This window comes from Methanobrevibacter arboriphilus (assembly GCF_019669925.1).
GTDB classification, from domain to species: Archaea; Methanobacteriota; Methanobacteria; order Methanobacteriales; family Methanobacteriaceae; genus Methanobinarius; species Methanobinarius arboriphilus_A.
Genome location: NZ_AP019779.1, coordinates 1,518,217 through 1,535,578, shown reverse-complemented (window position 1 = coordinate 1,535,578; position 17,362 = coordinate 1,518,217). Strand labels below are relative to the sequence as shown.

Annotated in this window: 13 protein-coding genes; 7 read left to right on the top strand and 6 right to left on the bottom strand. The window is 25.8% G+C overall.

Going from position 1 to position 17,362, the window contains the following annotated elements; all coding sequences use genetic code 11:
- Positions 1–15 precede the first annotated feature (15 nt).
- The 5 genes from MarbSA_RS06530 to hisF form a co-directional block, all read right to left on the bottom strand.
- Positions 16–663, bottom strand: coding sequence for an HAD family hydrolase (locus MarbSA_RS06530; protein WP_221061229.1), 648 nt, complete (start codon positions 661–663; stop codon positions 16–18).
- Positions 664–675: 12 nt separating this feature from the next.
- The gene (locus tag MarbSA_RS06525) at positions 676–1,605 is read right to left on the bottom strand and encodes a class I SAM-dependent methyltransferase (RefSeq protein WP_221061228.1); all 930 of its coding nucleotides are present in this window, start codon (positions 1,603–1,605) and stop codon (positions 676–678) included.
- Entirely contained in the window at positions 1,605–3,002 is a 1,398-nt protein-coding gene (locus MarbSA_RS06520) for a B12-binding domain-containing radical SAM protein (RefSeq protein ID WP_221061227.1), read from the bottom strand. Before MarbSA_RS06520 ends, MarbSA_RS06525 begins: the two co-directional genes overlap by 1 nt.
- 380 nt (positions 3,003–3,382) lie before the next feature.
- Entirely contained in the window at positions 3,383–4,354 is a 972-nt protein-coding gene (locus MarbSA_RS06515; RefSeq protein ID WP_221061226.1) for a DNA glycosylase, read from the bottom strand.
- A gap of 151 nt (positions 4,355–4,505) precedes the next feature.
- On the bottom strand, positions 4,506–5,330 hold the full coding sequence (hisF, locus tag MarbSA_RS06510) for an imidazole glycerol phosphate synthase subunit HisF (RefSeq protein WP_054835577.1): 825 nt from the start codon (positions 5,328–5,330) through the stop codon (positions 4,506–4,508).
- Positions 5,331–5,724: 394 nt separating this feature from the next.
- Here hisF and MarbSA_RS06505 point away from each other — a divergent pair, with 394 nt between their 5' ends.
- The 7 genes from MarbSA_RS06505 (at position 5,725) to MarbSA_RS06475 (ending at position 12,097) form a co-directional block, all read left to right on the top strand.
- Positions 5,725–6,435, top strand: coding sequence for a DUF2162 domain-containing protein (locus MarbSA_RS06505; RefSeq protein WP_052332123.1), 711 nt, complete (start codon positions 5,725–5,727; stop codon positions 6,433–6,435).
- Positions 6,436–6,544: 109 nt separating this feature from the next.
- Positions 6,545–7,189 carry a MotA/TolQ/ExbB proton channel family protein gene (locus tag MarbSA_RS06500; RefSeq protein WP_042702847.1) on the top strand — a complete coding sequence of 215 codons (645 nt, stop codon included), beginning with the start codon at positions 6,545–6,547 and terminating at the stop codon, positions 7,187–7,189.
- Positions 7,190–7,296: 107 nt separating this feature from the next.
- Complete coding sequence (locus tag MarbSA_RS06495) at positions 7,297–7,635, top strand: DUF2149 domain-containing protein (protein ID WP_054835375.1); 339 nt, start codon at positions 7,297–7,299, stop codon at positions 7,633–7,635.
- Positions 7,636–7,855: 220 nt separating this feature from the next.
- Positions 7,856–8,701, top strand: a complete 846-nt coding sequence (locus MarbSA_RS06490) for an energy-coupling factor transporter transmembrane component T (protein WP_231624181.1) — start codon at positions 7,856–7,858, stop codon at positions 8,699–8,701.
- Positions 8,649–10,373: an ABC transporter ATP-binding protein gene (locus MarbSA_RS06485; RefSeq protein WP_244987857.1), complete on the top strand. Its 1,725-nt coding sequence runs from the start codon at positions 8,649–8,651 to the stop codon at positions 10,371–10,373. The genes MarbSA_RS06490 and MarbSA_RS06485 overlap by 53 nt, the downstream gene beginning before the upstream one ends.
- A 206-nt stretch (positions 10,374–10,579) precedes the next feature.
- Entirely contained in the window at positions 10,580–11,194 is a 615-nt protein-coding gene (locus MarbSA_RS06480; RefSeq protein WP_052332122.1) for an ECF transporter S component, read from the top strand.
- Between the two features lie 159 nt (positions 11,195–11,353).
- A complete protein-coding gene (locus MarbSA_RS06475) occupies positions 11,354–12,097 on the top strand; it encodes a sugar phosphate isomerase/epimerase family protein (protein WP_054835369.1) in 744 nt (247 codons plus the stop codon).
- A 285-nt stretch (positions 12,098–12,382) separates the two neighbouring features.
- On the opposite strand, the gene MarbSA_RS06470 is transcribed toward MarbSA_RS06475, so the two are convergent.
- Positions 12,383–17,284, bottom strand: coding sequence for a DUF1565 domain-containing protein (locus MarbSA_RS06470; RefSeq protein WP_221061225.1), 4,902 nt, complete (start codon positions 17,282–17,284; stop codon positions 12,383–12,385).
- Between the last annotated feature and the right edge of the window lie 78 nt (positions 17,285–17,362).

The following is a 17,362-nucleotide window of genomic DNA, read 5'->3' as shown; positions in this document are numbered from 1 at the left end:
ATTCACATCTTATTTTTAATTTAATAAATATTTTTCTAGTTTTTCATGGTTTTCAAGGATAATATCTGCTTTATTTAAAAAAGAATCTCCCAAATATGTTTTTAACCCTATACAAAATAAATTTGCATTTTTAGCAGATTGTATGCCTAAAGGAGCATTTTCTATTACAATAACCTCATTTTTTTTAATATTTAAAGCGATTAATGCTTTTAAATAAGGTTCAGGATCTGGTTTACTTTTATTTGTATCATCACCAGTGATTAAAACTTTAAAAACATTTTTAAAATTATTTTCAACAATTTTTTCAACATTTTTCCTATTAGAACCTGAAACTATTGCTAAGTCATACTTTTTTTCAAGTATTTTAAGCAATTTTACTACACCATCAAATGGTTTAATTTTAACAATTTCATTAAATATTTTATCTTGTTCTTTTCCTAAAAACTCTATATCCTGCTTTTTTACTTTTTTCCCCATTCTTTCAAATATTATCTTTACTGTCTGTTTATAGTCCGAACCTTCCAATTCATATATAATTTCACTATTAATCTTCAAACCATATTTTTCAAATGCCAATTCCCAAGCTTTTACATGATAAGGCATAGAATCAATTAAAACTCCATCCATGTCAAATATCACAGATTTTATTTTTTTTAATTTCATGATATGACTCAACTATTTAGATAATAAAAATTTAGAGTAAGGACCTTGGTGAAAAAATTCCTCTGGAAAGCCAAGATATTTAGAACTTTCAATGTTAAAATTTAATTTTTTAAACATTAACTCCCATTCTTCCTTTGTTTTAAATGAATAAGGCATAGGCATGGTTCTATTCAAAAATAAAATATTTGATAACCAATCCATTAGCAATAAATAATTCATTTTCTCCATTATTGTTAATTTGTTGTACTCATTAGTAGCTTCATTGTTTAATATCCCTTTTTCTTTTTCAGAAAAACAATATTCAAAAATTATAACTCTACCATCAGGTTTTAGTTTTCTATATATATCTTCCAAAAAATTACTTTGATCTTTAAATTCTATATGATGCAACATGTCAATTATCAATATAATATCCATAGATTCATCTAAAACTGGAATATTAACTGGTGAATCTTGTAATAGAAATGATATGTTTTTTGAACTTATTAAACAAGAATCAATATCATTAGGTAAATAAACATCAGTTCCAGTATAATTGACATTATCATCATCTAAGAAAAAATATGCCATATTTCCATTACCACATCCCACATCTAAAATATCATTTCCTCCATTAATCCAATTTTTTACAAAATTAAATATTTTAGTATATCTTACTTGTTTAATTTCATATTCAATACGATGATTTTGAAAATTTGGATGATTAGTAATATAAGGAATAAATCTTTTAACATTCTCTAAATCTTCCTGAACTAATAATTCTTTTATTTGTGTTATCAAATCTTCTGAAATATTATTAAAAGAATATCCTCTTTCCAATGATTCAATTAGAAAATTATACAAATTTTCATCGAAGTTTTTAATATAATCAAACCATGATGTTTTCTCAAATTTCACATTGTTTTTTATTGTTTCTTGTTTACTCCTATTTTTTATTTTCATTATAAAACCTCTTCTAAATTTAATACTTTGAAAAAATAATTAAAAGACTCTTCTAAATAAGGAAATTCCTTAATTTTTTCTTCAATCCTATTTTTATAATTTTCACTATTGTAAAACCTCTTTATAACATCTTTTCTAATACTAATCCATTTCTCTTCTTCGAGAATATGATTTTTAAAAACTGGCAAATCAGCAGTAAAACGATTATTATCTTCAGTTAAATTGTCACAATGTTCTTCATAGGAAGATGTTCCTACAAAAGGAGTATAAAAACCTAATCTTAGTTGATCAATTGGTAAATCAATAATATTCTCTAATATATTGTATGTATCCTCAGGAACTTGATCAGGGAAACCCATCATTATATATCCCCTTGTAATTATACCATTTCTATCTGCAGCCGATAATGATTTTTTAATTCTTGAAAGTTTTTGAAATTTTTTAATTTTTTTTAACCTATAGTTTTCAAGAGCTTCAACACCAAAACCTAATCTTCTAAAGCCTGCATTTTGAAGTTTAAATGCTGTTTCATCATCTAAGTTTTGATTTACATATCCAAAACTATAAATATTGTTTAACTTTGATAGATCATATAATAGTTCATATAATTTGTTTTTATCATTATTAAGAGCTAAATCAGTCCAAAAAAGAGAATTAGTACCAAATTTTTTCTTTAAATAATTTATTTCATTAATAACATCAGAAACATTACGAAAAGAAGTATGTGTATCCGACCATATAAGAGAAGATGCACAAAATGAACAATTAAATAAACATCCTCTACCATAAGAAATCATTGCAGGATTTATTTGTTTATCTGGTGATGGAACTGATAATGGGAATGATTTTGCTCTTTTCAAAAATTTTTCATTTCTAATAGGCCATGGGCTATTTTCACCCATATTTAACTTGAAATTCTCATCATTTTTAAATTCAGAACCAGTCAGTGATTTAATTAAATTCAACATTTGAATTTCACCTTCACCAAGTATACAATGATCAATACAAGAATTTTGGCAGAAATTTTCATCTCCTGAAGGATGATATCCACCACTTACAGTAATAATTTCATTATCAATATCCTTAATTTTTTCAAAAATAGAAATAACATCATTAGCAGCATATGAATATGTTGAAACACATACAACGTTTAAATCATGATCAAATTTTAATTTTGAAACAATCCTGTCATGATCATATATGTTTTCTTGAAGGATATGGATATCCAAAATTGGAAGATTTTCTTTTAAAAAAGAGCCTATGCATTCCATAGTATAAGGTTCCCAAATACCAGATGGTGCACCACTACCATAACTCCCCTGATTAGGAGTACTTACCATTATTTCATTATTAATTTCTGAAACAATAGGGTCTATTAAATAAATTTTTATTTTCATTGTTTATCCCTAAAAAAATATATTTTTGAATTTGAATGTTATTTCAAACTACTTTACATAAATTAACGTTTGTTTTTTTTATTATATAAACATAGCGAGTATTCTGTATAAAATTGTCATGTTAAATAATAAGACATTATAACCTAAAATAATGTTAAAACCTATTAAAATATTCAAATCATATTATTAAATTAAAAAACAAGTAAATACTTAAATTAGATATATTTCGTATTAATAATTGCAATTAAATATATAAATCTAAGATTATAAACATCTAAATAAATTAAATTAAACAGTTTAATCAGAATTATATTAATATTCATCATAAACAAAAATGATAAAAAAGTATTAAAGTATATATAATATTAAAAATTACTAGATTACTTCAATTTATTCATTAATCCAGATTTACGAGCATAATGAAACAAATAAAGTTGAACATAGCCTGCGTATTCACCAAAATGCTCCATTCCGAACTCTCGGATTTTAGAAACAGAAATATCTTTATTATCAAAATACAGATAAGAAATAATTCTTTTTATCCATATATCAGTAGGAAAAGCTTCTTTAAACCCATAACCATAAAGAAGAATACAATCAGCCACTTTTGGACCAACACCTGGAAAAGTTAAAACTGTTTCGAATGCTTCTTCATAATCCATATCAAATATTCCAAGGAGATTTATATCATTCGAGAGAATTTCACTTGTTTTTTTGATGTAAGAAGCCCTATAACCTACACCACATGATTTTAGATTTTTAATGCAAAATTCCATATCAATTGACCCATTAAAAGAATCAAATTCTTCTAAATCATTTTCATGAACAAACTGGAGTAATTCAGGACAAGGAAATTCATAGAATATTCCAGATGAAAATTTAACAGGATTTCCCCATTTTTTCCGGATATTAGCTATCGATTTTGTCCAACGAACAATAGAATTATTAGCTGATGCAATTGAGGATACAATAGCTTCAAAAGGATTTTTAGCTAAAAATAAACGAAGTCCTCTCGAAAAATCAACTGTTGGTTTAAGTTTAGAATCTTCAGATAAATAATCATAGAACCTATTAAGATCAAGATTTAAATCGAATATTCTATTAATTTCGTTTTTTATATTTTTTTCAATGTTTTTCTCATCAATAGAATCTTTTAAATATTCAATATCAAGAGGAAGCTCATAATTAACATTTAAAGATGTTATATCATCTTGATAAGCATTAATAAGGATTGGCACCCCATTTAAATAGATCAAATCACAATATTTGCCATACATCTCAATCCAAGGAGGTTGAGATGTTTGACCTGATTTCTGTGTTAGTTCCAAATTTATTAAATTATCAAATTTCATACTAAAACTAAACCCCATATTAAAAATTATGTCCTACCTATTAAAAAAAATAAATTCCTTATCTATATTAAAAGCTAAATCCATTATCCATATTTCCAACTAAAGTCAAACATTAATATTTTCAGCTAAAGTCAAACATTAATGCTTTCAGCTAAAATCTAACATTAATATTTTTTTCCTTTAAGTATTCCTTAACCTCAGGAATTGGATATTCATTAAAATGGAAAATACTAGCTGCTAAAGCTGCACTAGCATCAGCTATATCAAAAGCTTCAAAAATATGTTCTGGTTTACCAACACCACCTGAAGCTATAACAGGAATATCAACAGAATCATTAATAGCTTTAGTTAGTTCAAGGTCATATCCATCCTTAGTTCCATCCCTATCCATAGAAGTTAATAAAATTTCACCAGCACCTCTTTTTTGACATTCTTGAGCCCACTCAATAGCATCCATACCAGTAAATTCAGTTCCACCATAGATACTAGTGTCAAACCAACAATAACCATTTTTAGTTTCTATAATATTTTTATCATCACTTTCTTTTGGATTATCAACATACCTTCTTTTTGCATCTATTCCAACCACACATGCTTGTGTTCCAACTACCTCAGATGCTTCATTAATAAGGTCAGGATTATGTATAGCTGCAGTATTGGTTGAACATTTATCTGCCCCAGCTTTAAGCATATCAATATAATCATCAACTTTTCTAATTCCCCCACCTATACATATAGGTATGAAGACATTTTCAGTTACATCTTTAACTACATTTCCCATTGTAGCTCTTTTTTCTCTTGAAGCAGTAATATCAAGAAGTACAATTTCATCAGCTCCCTCTTCATAATACTTATTAGCTAGTTCAACAGGATTTCCAGCGTATTTAATTTGTTTAAATTCAACACCTTTAACAACACGCCCTTCTGGAACTTGAAGATCACAATCTAAACAGGGAATTATTCTCTTTGTTAACATTATTATTCTCCTTTTTATTAATGATAAGTTTTTATAATAGCAAAATCTGCAATAATAAAATTTGATACTAAACTATTTATTAATAATAAGTGTAATACTAAAAATTGTAATACTTGTAATACTAAAAATCATAATATTTGTAATACTAAATATCGTAATACTAAAATATTTATCAATAATACAAATAATACTAAAGTTTGTACAATTATTTTTTTATTTATCATAGATATTATGTTTTATACTTATTAACAATATCTTATTTTAAAAATAATAATGATAATAAAAATAGTAATAACTATTTCTATATGCCATTTAAATTTTCAAACAGAGTTGAAAAAAACTTAAATTAACTTTATATATCTTAAGATATATAATAAAAAATGAGGTGTAATAAATGGATATAGTAGCAATATTATGGCAATTGGGTGTTTTATCTGCAATTTTAGTTTTTGGATTAAAGATAGGTCTTGCTTCTGGCTTAGCTAATCTTTCAAAGAAAGCATTAGCAACAATAGTAATAAGTTATGGAATAGGAGTTTTAATAATCACTTTAATCGCATCATATTATTCATCTCAAATAACAGAGATAATGTACACTTATAACAGTGGATTTTTCCTAATAATGGCAGCTATTATGATTATTTCAGGTGTATTAACTATAAGAGAATGGAAAATACACGAAAAAAACACATCTAAAACTGCAGCAATTGCAATTATTGCACCGTGTCCTTGTTGTTTCTTATCAATAGTAGTGAGTATATTAGTAGTAGCCCCAACAATAGGCTTAACACCTTTTAACCTGAGCCAATACGCAGCATTAGCTTTAATGATAGTCATAATTGCTGCATACTTTGGAGCAAACATATTCAATAAGATAGTTAAAAAACCATACCCCGTTGTTCTTGGAAATTTCATGTTTTTTTTAGGATTATATTTCCTCATTTCTTCCTTAATACTCCCAAACATAAGCAGTGTATTAGCAAATCCTATGGGAAAAATTTCAATCGAATCAACAAGCTCACTAATCATAGCATTCCTACTATTCATAGGATTACTAATTGCAGGAAGAATTATAAACAAAAAAATAAGCAATCTCAATAATTAAATCTTATAATTAATTTTTATATTAATTTTTATGATTAAATTTAATAATAAAATAATTTTTCAATAAATAAGACTCTCAAATAATTAAATAAAAGAATGGTGATTTTAAGATGGTTACAAGTATTCCGGGTAGTGATATTTTAACTTCTGGTTTGAATGTTATTTCTCAAAGTTTGTTGATACCAGTAATAGTAATATTACTGATTTTTGTAGTATACGCAGTAATAACCCTTGGTGGTTTAATTTCAGAATACACAAGCAGGAAAAAAATACCCGCAAACACAATAAAAGATTTAATCTATGAAATATCGGATTCTGAAAACCCTGAAGAAGTTAAAAAAGTTATAAATGATTCAATAATTCCCAAAAGTCAAAAAAAGATTCTAACAGAACTAGCATCATCTGAAAATTTAAAAAATAAATCAAGACTTGCACTTGCAAATAAATATATTGAAAGTGAAGAAAACCATATCGACAAAATAGTTGAAAAAACAGACATAGTAACAAGAATCGGCCCTACCTTAGGATTAATGGGAACATTAATACCAATGGGACCAGGACTAGCAGCACTAGGAAGCGGAGATGTAACAGCACTATCACAAGCAATAATAGTAGCATTCGACACAACCGTAGTTGGGATCGGAGCCGGAGCAGTAGCCTACTTAGTATCCAAAATCCGCAGAAGATGGTACGACGACTACCTATCCAACCTAGACGCACTATCAGATGCCATCCTTGAATACATGGAAACCTAAAAAATAAGGAAAGAAAGAATAAAAAATAGGAAAGAAAGAAAAAATAGGGAAAAATATGAGAAAATAAAAAAAATAAACGAACGAGGATGAAAAGGAGATAAATCATCATGGCAAGAAAAGATAGAAAAAATAGAAGATCCTCAAGAGTAGAAGAAGACCCTATGGCTGGAACAACCAACTTAGTAGATGCAATGCTAGTAATATCAGTTGGCTTACTGGTATTTTTAGTAATGTCATGGAATATGCAAAGTGTAGTATTCAGTGACATGACAGCAGAAGAAAAACAAGACACCATGAAAGAAATGCAAAAGGTATCGCAAGTTAATCAAGGAGAAGAACTAAACGACACACCCAACACAACCGAAAGCTCAGGACAAGGATACGTAGAAATGGGAAAAGTATACAAAGACCCATCAACGGGAAAACTCATAATGGTAGAAGGATAAAACCCTTTTTCCCCCAAACAACAAAAAACCAATGAAAAAACTAACAAAAAACCAATATAACAACCAATAAAACTATTCTGAATAATATAAAACATATAAGTGGGAATAAAAGATATTAAAGGCAATTATGAATCTAAATACAATACATCCAGGAGTAATATCAGTTTATTATATTATACTCATATTATTTTCACTATTATTTAATAATATTTATTATTTAGTGAGTTTATTGATATTTATAATTCTATTAATTTATTTACAGGGAGGAGAAAAAGAAATAGGTTCCACACTAAAATATTTTATCCCAATGTCTTTAATAATTATTATTTTAAACCCATTATTTTCACATGTAGGAACCACAAAAATCTACTTATTCAATAATTTATTCAATAATACATTTAATAACTATTTTATTACTCTTGAATCTCTAGTTTATGGATTTTTAATGGCATTTTCATTGTTAATAATATTATTGCTTTTTTTATCTTTTAATAAATATGTTGATTATCAAAAAATCCTTTATTTAACATCCAATCATTTTTCTACTGTATCAATGATTGGAGTAATGGCAATGAGATTTATACCATTATTAAACTATAGATTAGGAGAAGTTAATAAAATATTTAAATTCAATCATGATAATTCAAATGAAAAAAGAATAGATAAAGTTAGAAAAATGGGATCTATGTTAGCTATTGTAATATCTTGGTCTTTAGAAGAATCTATGTTAACTGCAAAGTCTATGAAAGCTAGAGGGTATGGAATTACTGAAAGGACAAGCTATTTAAAATATAATATTCATAAAATTGATATTATTATAATTTTAATAATAGCTATAACCTCAATATTATCATTAATAGGATTGTACTATGGTTTTGGAAATATTGAGATTTACCCTACTTTAGATACATCGTTTTTTGAATTTCCATTAAACATGTATTATATAATATTTTTATTTTTACTTTCACCTTTAATATTTTTAGAATTGATGGAAAGGATATTATGGAAATATAATGGAAAAAATTATGTTAATGGAGGAAAATATGGAACTAATAAGATTCAATGATTTCAGTTTTGAATATTCTAATAATGAAAAAATTTTTTCTAAGCTAAATCTTACAGTAAATAGAGGAGATTTTGTACTATTCTGTGGACCATCTGGTTGTGGAAAAACAACATTGTTAATGAACTTAAAAAATGAAATTAAGCCTATTGGAAATGAAGAAGGAATAATTTACTATGATGGAGAAAATATAAGACAACTTAGTAAAGAAAAATCTGCAAGAGATATAGGTTTTTTATTTCAAAATCCTGAAAATCAATTTGTTTGTGATACAGTAATTCAAGAAATTAGTTTTTCTTTAGAAAATATGGGGATTCCTACAGAAGAAATCAGAACAAGAATAGCTGAAATATCAACATTTTTTTCTCTAGATAAACTACTTTATAAAAAAGTAGATGAACTATCTGGTGGACAAAAACAGCTGGTTAATTTATGTTCACTCTTAGTTTTAAAACCCAAAGTATTACTTTTAGATGAACCTACTTCTCAACTAGATCCTATTGCATCATATGATTTCTTATCAATACTTCGTAGATTAAATGAAGAATTTTCAATAACAATACTAATGACAGAACATAGAATAAATAATGTATTCCCATTTATTGACAAAGCTGTTTTTATAGAGGAAGGAGTAATTGCATATAATAACCATCCAAGAGAAATATGTTTAGAAACATGCAATAATCCAATATTTTCTAATTATCTACCTTCAACTGCCCTAATTCATTTTTTATTTAAAGAATATTATTCATTTTCTCAAGATAGAATAGTTCCACTTAGTATAAGAGAAGGGTTAAATGATATGTATGAAATGAATCAGGAAATGCTGAATAATTCAAAAAATACCTTTTATGATGAATATAAACTATTAAATGAAAAAATATTAAATGAAACAAAATCAGGGGCAAAAATAGATAAAAATAAAGCTATTTTTAAGTGTGAAAATCTTTGGTTTGGATACAATAAAAATCAGGTTATAATAAAAGGAGTATCATTTGAAATTAAAGAAGGAGAATTTATTAGTATTTTAGGAGGAAATGGTACTGGAAAGAGTACTTTATTGCAATTATTAGTTAAAATCCTCAAACCAATCAAAGGAAAAGTGAAACATGATAAAAAAATCAAGTTAGGATATGTTCATCAAAATCCAATGATACATTTTAGATTTGAAACTGTTGAAGAGGAATTAAATACAGAGATTTCAGAGATTAATTCAGAAAATAAAGAAATTATTATGGATAAAAAAGAAAAAAAAGACCTAATAGAGTTTTTTGAAATAGAAAACTTACTGAAAAAACATCCTTATGATTGTAGTGGTGGTGAACAGCAGAAAATAGCTATTGTGAAATCATTATTAAGAAAACCAGACATATTATTCTTAGATGAACCTACTAAAGGCCTTGATCCTATATTCAAAAAAAATCTCGGTGATAAGTTCCAAAAACTTCAAAAAAATGGATTATCCATAGTGATGGTTACACATGATATTGATTTTGCAGCTGATTATTCTAGTAGAAGTTTTTTAATTTTTGATGGGAAAATTCAAGTTGATACAACCCCTAAAGATATGTTTTATAATAATAATTTTTATACAACATTTGTAAACAGAATGGTAAAAAATTATATACCTAACTGTGTAACTTTAAAAGATTTAAAAAGTATATGGAAGACTTAAAATATTTAAAATAAAAATTAATACAAAAAATAGGAATTAATAGAAAAAATAAGAGTTAATAAAAAAATAAGAATTAATACGAAGAATAAATCTTAATACAAAAAATAAGAATTAAGAAAGAATGAAACTTAATAGGAAAATGAATGTTATTACAAGAAATAAGATTTAATAATAAATAAGAATTATGCAAAAATGAGTGTGAAATAATGGAAATCATGTCTTTAACTTACTGGATAATATTTTTCATATTAATTGTTGGAATATTCATTGTTTTTTTTAAGATGTTTGAAAAATCAAAGCCTACTGTAGAAAATATTGTTATTATAGCTATTTTGATAGCTATAGCTGCATTGGGAACTCTTCCAACAGCAGCAATTCCTGGTGTTCAGGCTGCATCATTTATTATTATAATGACAGGTATTGTTTTTGGGAAAAAAACAGGATTCGTGACTGGTGCTTTAACACCTATAGTAACAGGGCTATTTTTAGGATTAGGATTTTGGACTGTTCTACAAATGATTGGCTGGGGGCTTATGGGTTTTACTGCAGGAATCTTAAGCAAAAAATTGAAAAATAATACTCCTTCAAGAGCAGTATTTGGTTTAAGCTGGGGAATCCTCTATGGATGGATAACTAACATAGGAATGCTACCTTTCTTAGGAACTATTTCATTAGGATCTGTATTAGGAGTATATGCAGCAAGTTTTACATTTGATCTGATTCATGGTATAGTAAATGCTATTTTATTGATATTATTATTTGGAACATTCGAAAGAATATTCCTAAGAGCAAAAGAAAAATACTTTTTAGAGGGTAAATAGCCTAAAAAATGAAAATTCAATAATTTGAATAGTTAAAATAGTTAAAATAACTAGAATAACTAAAATAACTAAAAATAATAATTAAAATAGTTAAAATAACTAAGATGTATATTATGTCTAAATAATAAATTATTATTTAATTAAATAAAGGTAGTCCAAATGAAAATAGGAGTCTCATCATCATCAATTTATGAAAAAAACCTTCAAAAAAGTTTAGAATATGCTGAAAAATTAGATATCAAATATGTCGAAATAATGAACGAATATCCTAATGATTCAGTCGATGTTGATATGATGAACTCTTATGATATTAAATATAGCATACATTCACCAATTACAGATTTAAATATAGCTTCTTTAAATAAATCTATTCAAAAAGCTTCAATAAACGAGATAAAGAAATCTATAGATTTAGCTAACAAGTTAGATAGTGACATTGTTGTAATACATCCATCTGGAATGACAATTTTAGGTTATCCATGTGAAGATAAAATATTATCTACATGCAAAGAATCATTAGAGATATGTGGAAAATATGGAGAAGACAATGGAGTTATGGCTACTGTAGAAAATATGCCCAATAGTGATTGGCTAATTCATCAAAACATTTTTAAATTAAATGAATTACTATTAGAAATCAATATGTATATGACCTTAGATATAGGCCATGCTTCTACAATGGAATATAAAGAAAGAGATTTATATTTCGATTCAATTAAACACTTACACTTATCTGACAATTTCCTTGATAAAGATCTACATTTAGGATTAGGAAAAGGAAAGATAGATTTTAAAAATATAATTAAAGTATTTAAAAAAAATAATTATAAAGGAAAATACATACTGGAAATTAATGATAAGTCTCCAATAGTTGATAGTATAAATTATCTAAAGAGATTATAATCTTTTATAAATTATAATCTTCTAAAATTAAATATTTTATAAACTAATGATAATCTACAAAGTTATGATATTTTATAAAATTATAATATTATATAAAATTAAAGTAATTTATTAAATGTTAAAATAATTATTAAATATGATTTTAATTATATAGTATATAATAAGTATTAAATATAATTTAAAAATTATATAGTATAATTTAATACTTATATAGTATATACTTATATAGTATATATTATATAGTATATTTTTTATATAGTATATTATTAAATCTATTAATTATATTTATGTTTTAAATTTTTTTAAATTATTATTATAACTAAATTCTTTAAAATTCTTATTATAATTAACTATCGCATTTTTTAAGTATTTTTTATGATAGGAATACTTAAAAAATTTAATATTCACAATAGTATATTTTCCAGGTTTTAAAGCTTTAACTATTGCAACACGCTGATTAATTTTTTTTCCAACTTTATAGAAAACTTTAATCTTAGTTTTTTTAGAAGAAACAGATCCTTGATTTTTAATAAGTATTTTATAAGAATTTCCATATCTTTTAATTTTTGAAATAGCTAAATCAGCAATATTTTTTACAGTTTGAGTTTTATATATTTTTGAAGAGAGATAAGTTTTATCTCCCTCATAAAACAATTTAAGATTATATTTCCCAGATTTAAGATTAGAAATCTTAAAAATAGCTTGTCCTTTAGAATTAGTAAGTTTAGTATATGTCTTCTTGTTTATTACTAATTTAATTTTCTTATTAGCTAAAAACTTGCCATTTGAATTTTTAAGAGTGACAGATATAAGAGTTTTCTTTCCTTTAATTATTGTAGGGGATTTAGCAGTTAAAATAGTTTTTATTTTATTATTTAAAGAATTTGAATATGTAAAATTCAATACTCCTACTCTAGAATTATAATAATCACTTCCAGCAAAATTATAATGTAAAGTATACTTTGAATTACTACTTAATTTTAATTCAGATAATTTTATTTCAGCTTTTCCCTGGTTATTAGTTTTAATATTAAAATTTTTATTATATCCATTTCCAATTAATCTAATGCTAATAATTTTATTAATCAACGGAGTTCCATCAATATCAGTTAAATAAATCACTACAGTATTATTTTTTAATGTGATACTAATTTTAGTTGTTATTTTAATAGTAGGTTTTGAGACAATTAAAGTACTAGCAGTACTAGTATTATAATACCACTCATTCTCAATAAAATTTACCAAAACCATATAATTACCTTCAGTTAAATCAAGTGGAAGAGTAATAAAACCTTCATTATCAGTAGTTAAATTATAAACTTCCAAAAATCCATCTTTCTGAATTTTAATAATTATTGATTCACCAGATAATGCCCTTCCATACATATCAGTCAATAAAGCATAATATTTATTATTAGTACTATTATTAGTAACATTAAATTTGACTAATGGATCAACAATCAACCTAACAGCTATTTTTTCAACAACTAAAGTTCCACTGATGTTGGTTCCAATATACAAATCATCTCCTTTATAGACAACATTAACTTTATAAGTACCTGGAAGTAAATTTACAATTAGTCCTGCAGTACCATTACTATCAGTTTTAACTGCAAATGTTTGATTTTTATTCCCTTGAGTTAAAGTTATATATACAGTCTCATTTTTAGCTACATTACCATTATTATCCACTAATTTCACAAAATAAACATCACCTCTCCCATATAAGATAGTGACATTTAAAGTTAATTTAGTTCCAATAGATAAAATAGTAAATGATCCTTGATTTTCACTACTATTAAACCATTCATCACCATTAAATGAAACCTTAACATCATAAGATCCTTTAGGTAAATTAGCTATAATTTTTGCAACACCTTGACCATCGGTAGTAGAATAATAATTGTAAGTTTTACTACCAGATTTTATATTAAAATAGATTTTTTGACCAACAACAGCACGACCATAAATATCTTCCAAAGAAATTTGCAAAACATTATTTTTACCATAAAACAACTGATCTTTTAAAATAAATATCTTAGTAGAAGAAGGTAAAATTGTCAACAGTGCACTAGAATTACAAGGAAAGAAATACCCATCACCTTCATAGAAAGCAGAAACATTGTAAATACCAATACTATTATTAAGAATAATACTAGCTCTTCCATTCCCATCAGTTATTAAGTAATAATCCTCAACAGTACCATTCTTATATTTTATCTTCAAAATAACAGTCTGATTAGAAATATCATAACCATTAATATTTCTTAAAATCACAGTATAACGATTATTTTTACCATAAAAAGTAGTATCATTCATTTCAATAATAGTATTCTTATTGTGAACTGTTAAATCAACAGTCTGACCATCAACTGTAACATTAACAATATAATCACTATCAGAACCAGAAAGAACACTTGCATAAGCATGATTGTTAGTCAAATTAGTAGTTTTTGGAGAAATAGGTACCATACTAGAGTTGAAAACCGCAACACGATCTGGAATAGTACCATTTAAATCATAAATATTACCAACAGCATCAGTAACTTTATCTAGACTAGCTATTAAAGTAGAACCATTAACATTAAGAGTCAATATAACCCATGTATCTAAATGGACATCACCTAAAAACCTATAGACCTTACCATCAGTAGGACCACCATTCCAACCCCACCAATTGTTATTTAAGTAAGCAACACCATTAAAATTAAAAATATCAGAACCAAAAATAGTAGCAGTATTATTTAAAAAAACACTATTTGAAACATTTAAAATTCCACTGTTAAATATAGCACCACCATAACCAGCACTATTACCAATAAATACACAATAAAGAATCGATAAATTACCACTACTTGATATAATACCATTTCTATCATGATCATCTGTAAGAGAATTAAAAGCATTTCTATTATTAATAAAAGAACAATTATAGATAAATCTAGCATTTGCACAAGAAATATTATTATTTACAAAGATAGAATTAAGAATATTAGATGCAACTACAATTGAACCACTCCAATAATTAACAGAATTGTCTGCAACATAACCATTATCAAAAATACTTGCACCAGAAACAGCCCCAAAACTATTACTTACAAATCTAGAATTATTCACAATAGAATAATTAGAATTAATAACTGCTCCAGTAGCATTATTATTTACAAAAGTACAATTATCAATTAAAACCTTATCTGAAACTAAATAAAGAATTCTAGCAGAATTTTCATTGTTGGTAATAGCACCAGACATTCCACTAAAATAAGAATTAAGAATAGTAATTGTACATGGTACATAACCATAAGAATACCTATCATAAGATGAAGATTTTATTACATAATGTCTCAAATCATGAAAATTAGAATTATTAATAAACAAATAAGAGCCAGAAAATAAAATATTTCCCCAGTAAGAATTGCCAGAAGCATTCCTAAAAGTACAATTATTAATAGTCAAATTACCAGAACAATTAATGAAAAGAACAGAATAGGTGAGATTATAGGTTGAAAAAGTAATATTATTAAGATTTAAAGTTCCATAATCAGCAACAATGAAAATACTATTACTAGTATGACGATAAATAGTAACAGGACCATTATAAGAAGAAAAAGTCAAATTCTTCCAAATAAACAAATTTGAATTAAAAGCATTATAATAATCACCAGAAGCGATATAAATAGTATTACCATTTAAAGCAACACTAACCGCCTTGGCAAGAGTTTTAAAAGGACTTTCACGAGACCCATTATTAGAATCATCACCATCATTTGAAACATACCAAGTATGATTAGTATAGCCTTTACCAACAGTTAATTTCAAACGTTGGTTATCAACAACCACATAAACAAGAGTATCCTCACTATTATTCAAATAATAAGTAGTGAAAATATTATTAGAAAGTATTCCAGAATCATTAGTAAAATATCCATTATCAGTTTGTAAATAAAGAGATCTAGAAGGAATATTAATTCCTTCAGGTAAATCCCAAACATTAACACCATCAGTATACTTAAAAATCACTTGAAGGGTGACATTAGTATTTTTACTAGGAATAGACCCTCCATAATCAGAAACAAAAACTGCTACAATCCAATATTTTTGACTATTATAATAATTACTATTTCCAGAATATACAATAGGACCTTTATTAGATAACCACCAATTATACTCAGCACTAATATTACTATTATTCATATAATGATAAATAGAACCACTACTAATAACAGAATAAGTTATATTAACAGTGGAATTTGTAGGACTAACAGATAAAGTAGAACCATTAACAAACAAATTAGAATTTGTAACACCTACATTAGCACATGAAGAATTTAAAATTTTTATTGTGTGATTTGAAGCAGAAATATCAGAATTAATATTAGAAGAATTCATAAAAATATTATTATCCCTATTCTCCCAATTAACCCCTTCAATACTATTAGAAGTAAAATTAGAGGATAAAATAGTTAAATTCCCATCACTGAAAATAGCAGATCCCGATTTAGCTGCATTCCCACTAAACACAGAATCAATAATTTTAACCGTATTAAAATTGGTTATTCCTCCACCATAATTTACACCATTATTATTTTTAAAATTAGAACCAATAATCTCTAATTTTCCATTGTTTAAGATTGCTCCACCTCTTAAACCAACATTAGAATCAAAAGTACAATTTTTTATGGTTAATTCTCCATTATTAAAAATAGCTCCTGCAATAAAATCTTCACCAGAATTATTACCTTGATAAAAAGTGATATTAATTAATGTTAATTTACCATTAGGAGTAATCTCAAAAAAGTCATACTTTCTCTCACCATTAAATATAACCTTTCCATTGCCACCATTAATACCAGAAATAGTGATAGTTTTATCAATGATCATCTTTGTGTTATTTTCTCCAAAATATTCACCAGGCATTATATAAATATTAGAATTGTTAGATGCTTCATTAATAGCTTTTTTCAAACTTTTATAAGGATTATTTTCACTACCATCCCCACTAACATCATTTCCTGATAAATTAACATAAATATCATTAGAGTTAAGACTATTATCAAGAGTATTGGTACTATTAACACTATGATCTATATTATTCCCATTAACATAATCATCAGAAGCACTAGCCATATTCATAGAAAAAAATACAACAATAATGAACATTAACAGTAATAAACAATTTTTTTTCATAATATCTAATCTCTTAAATATAATCTATTAAAATCTAATCTTTATAATCTCTTAAAATATTAATTTCTTAAAATATAT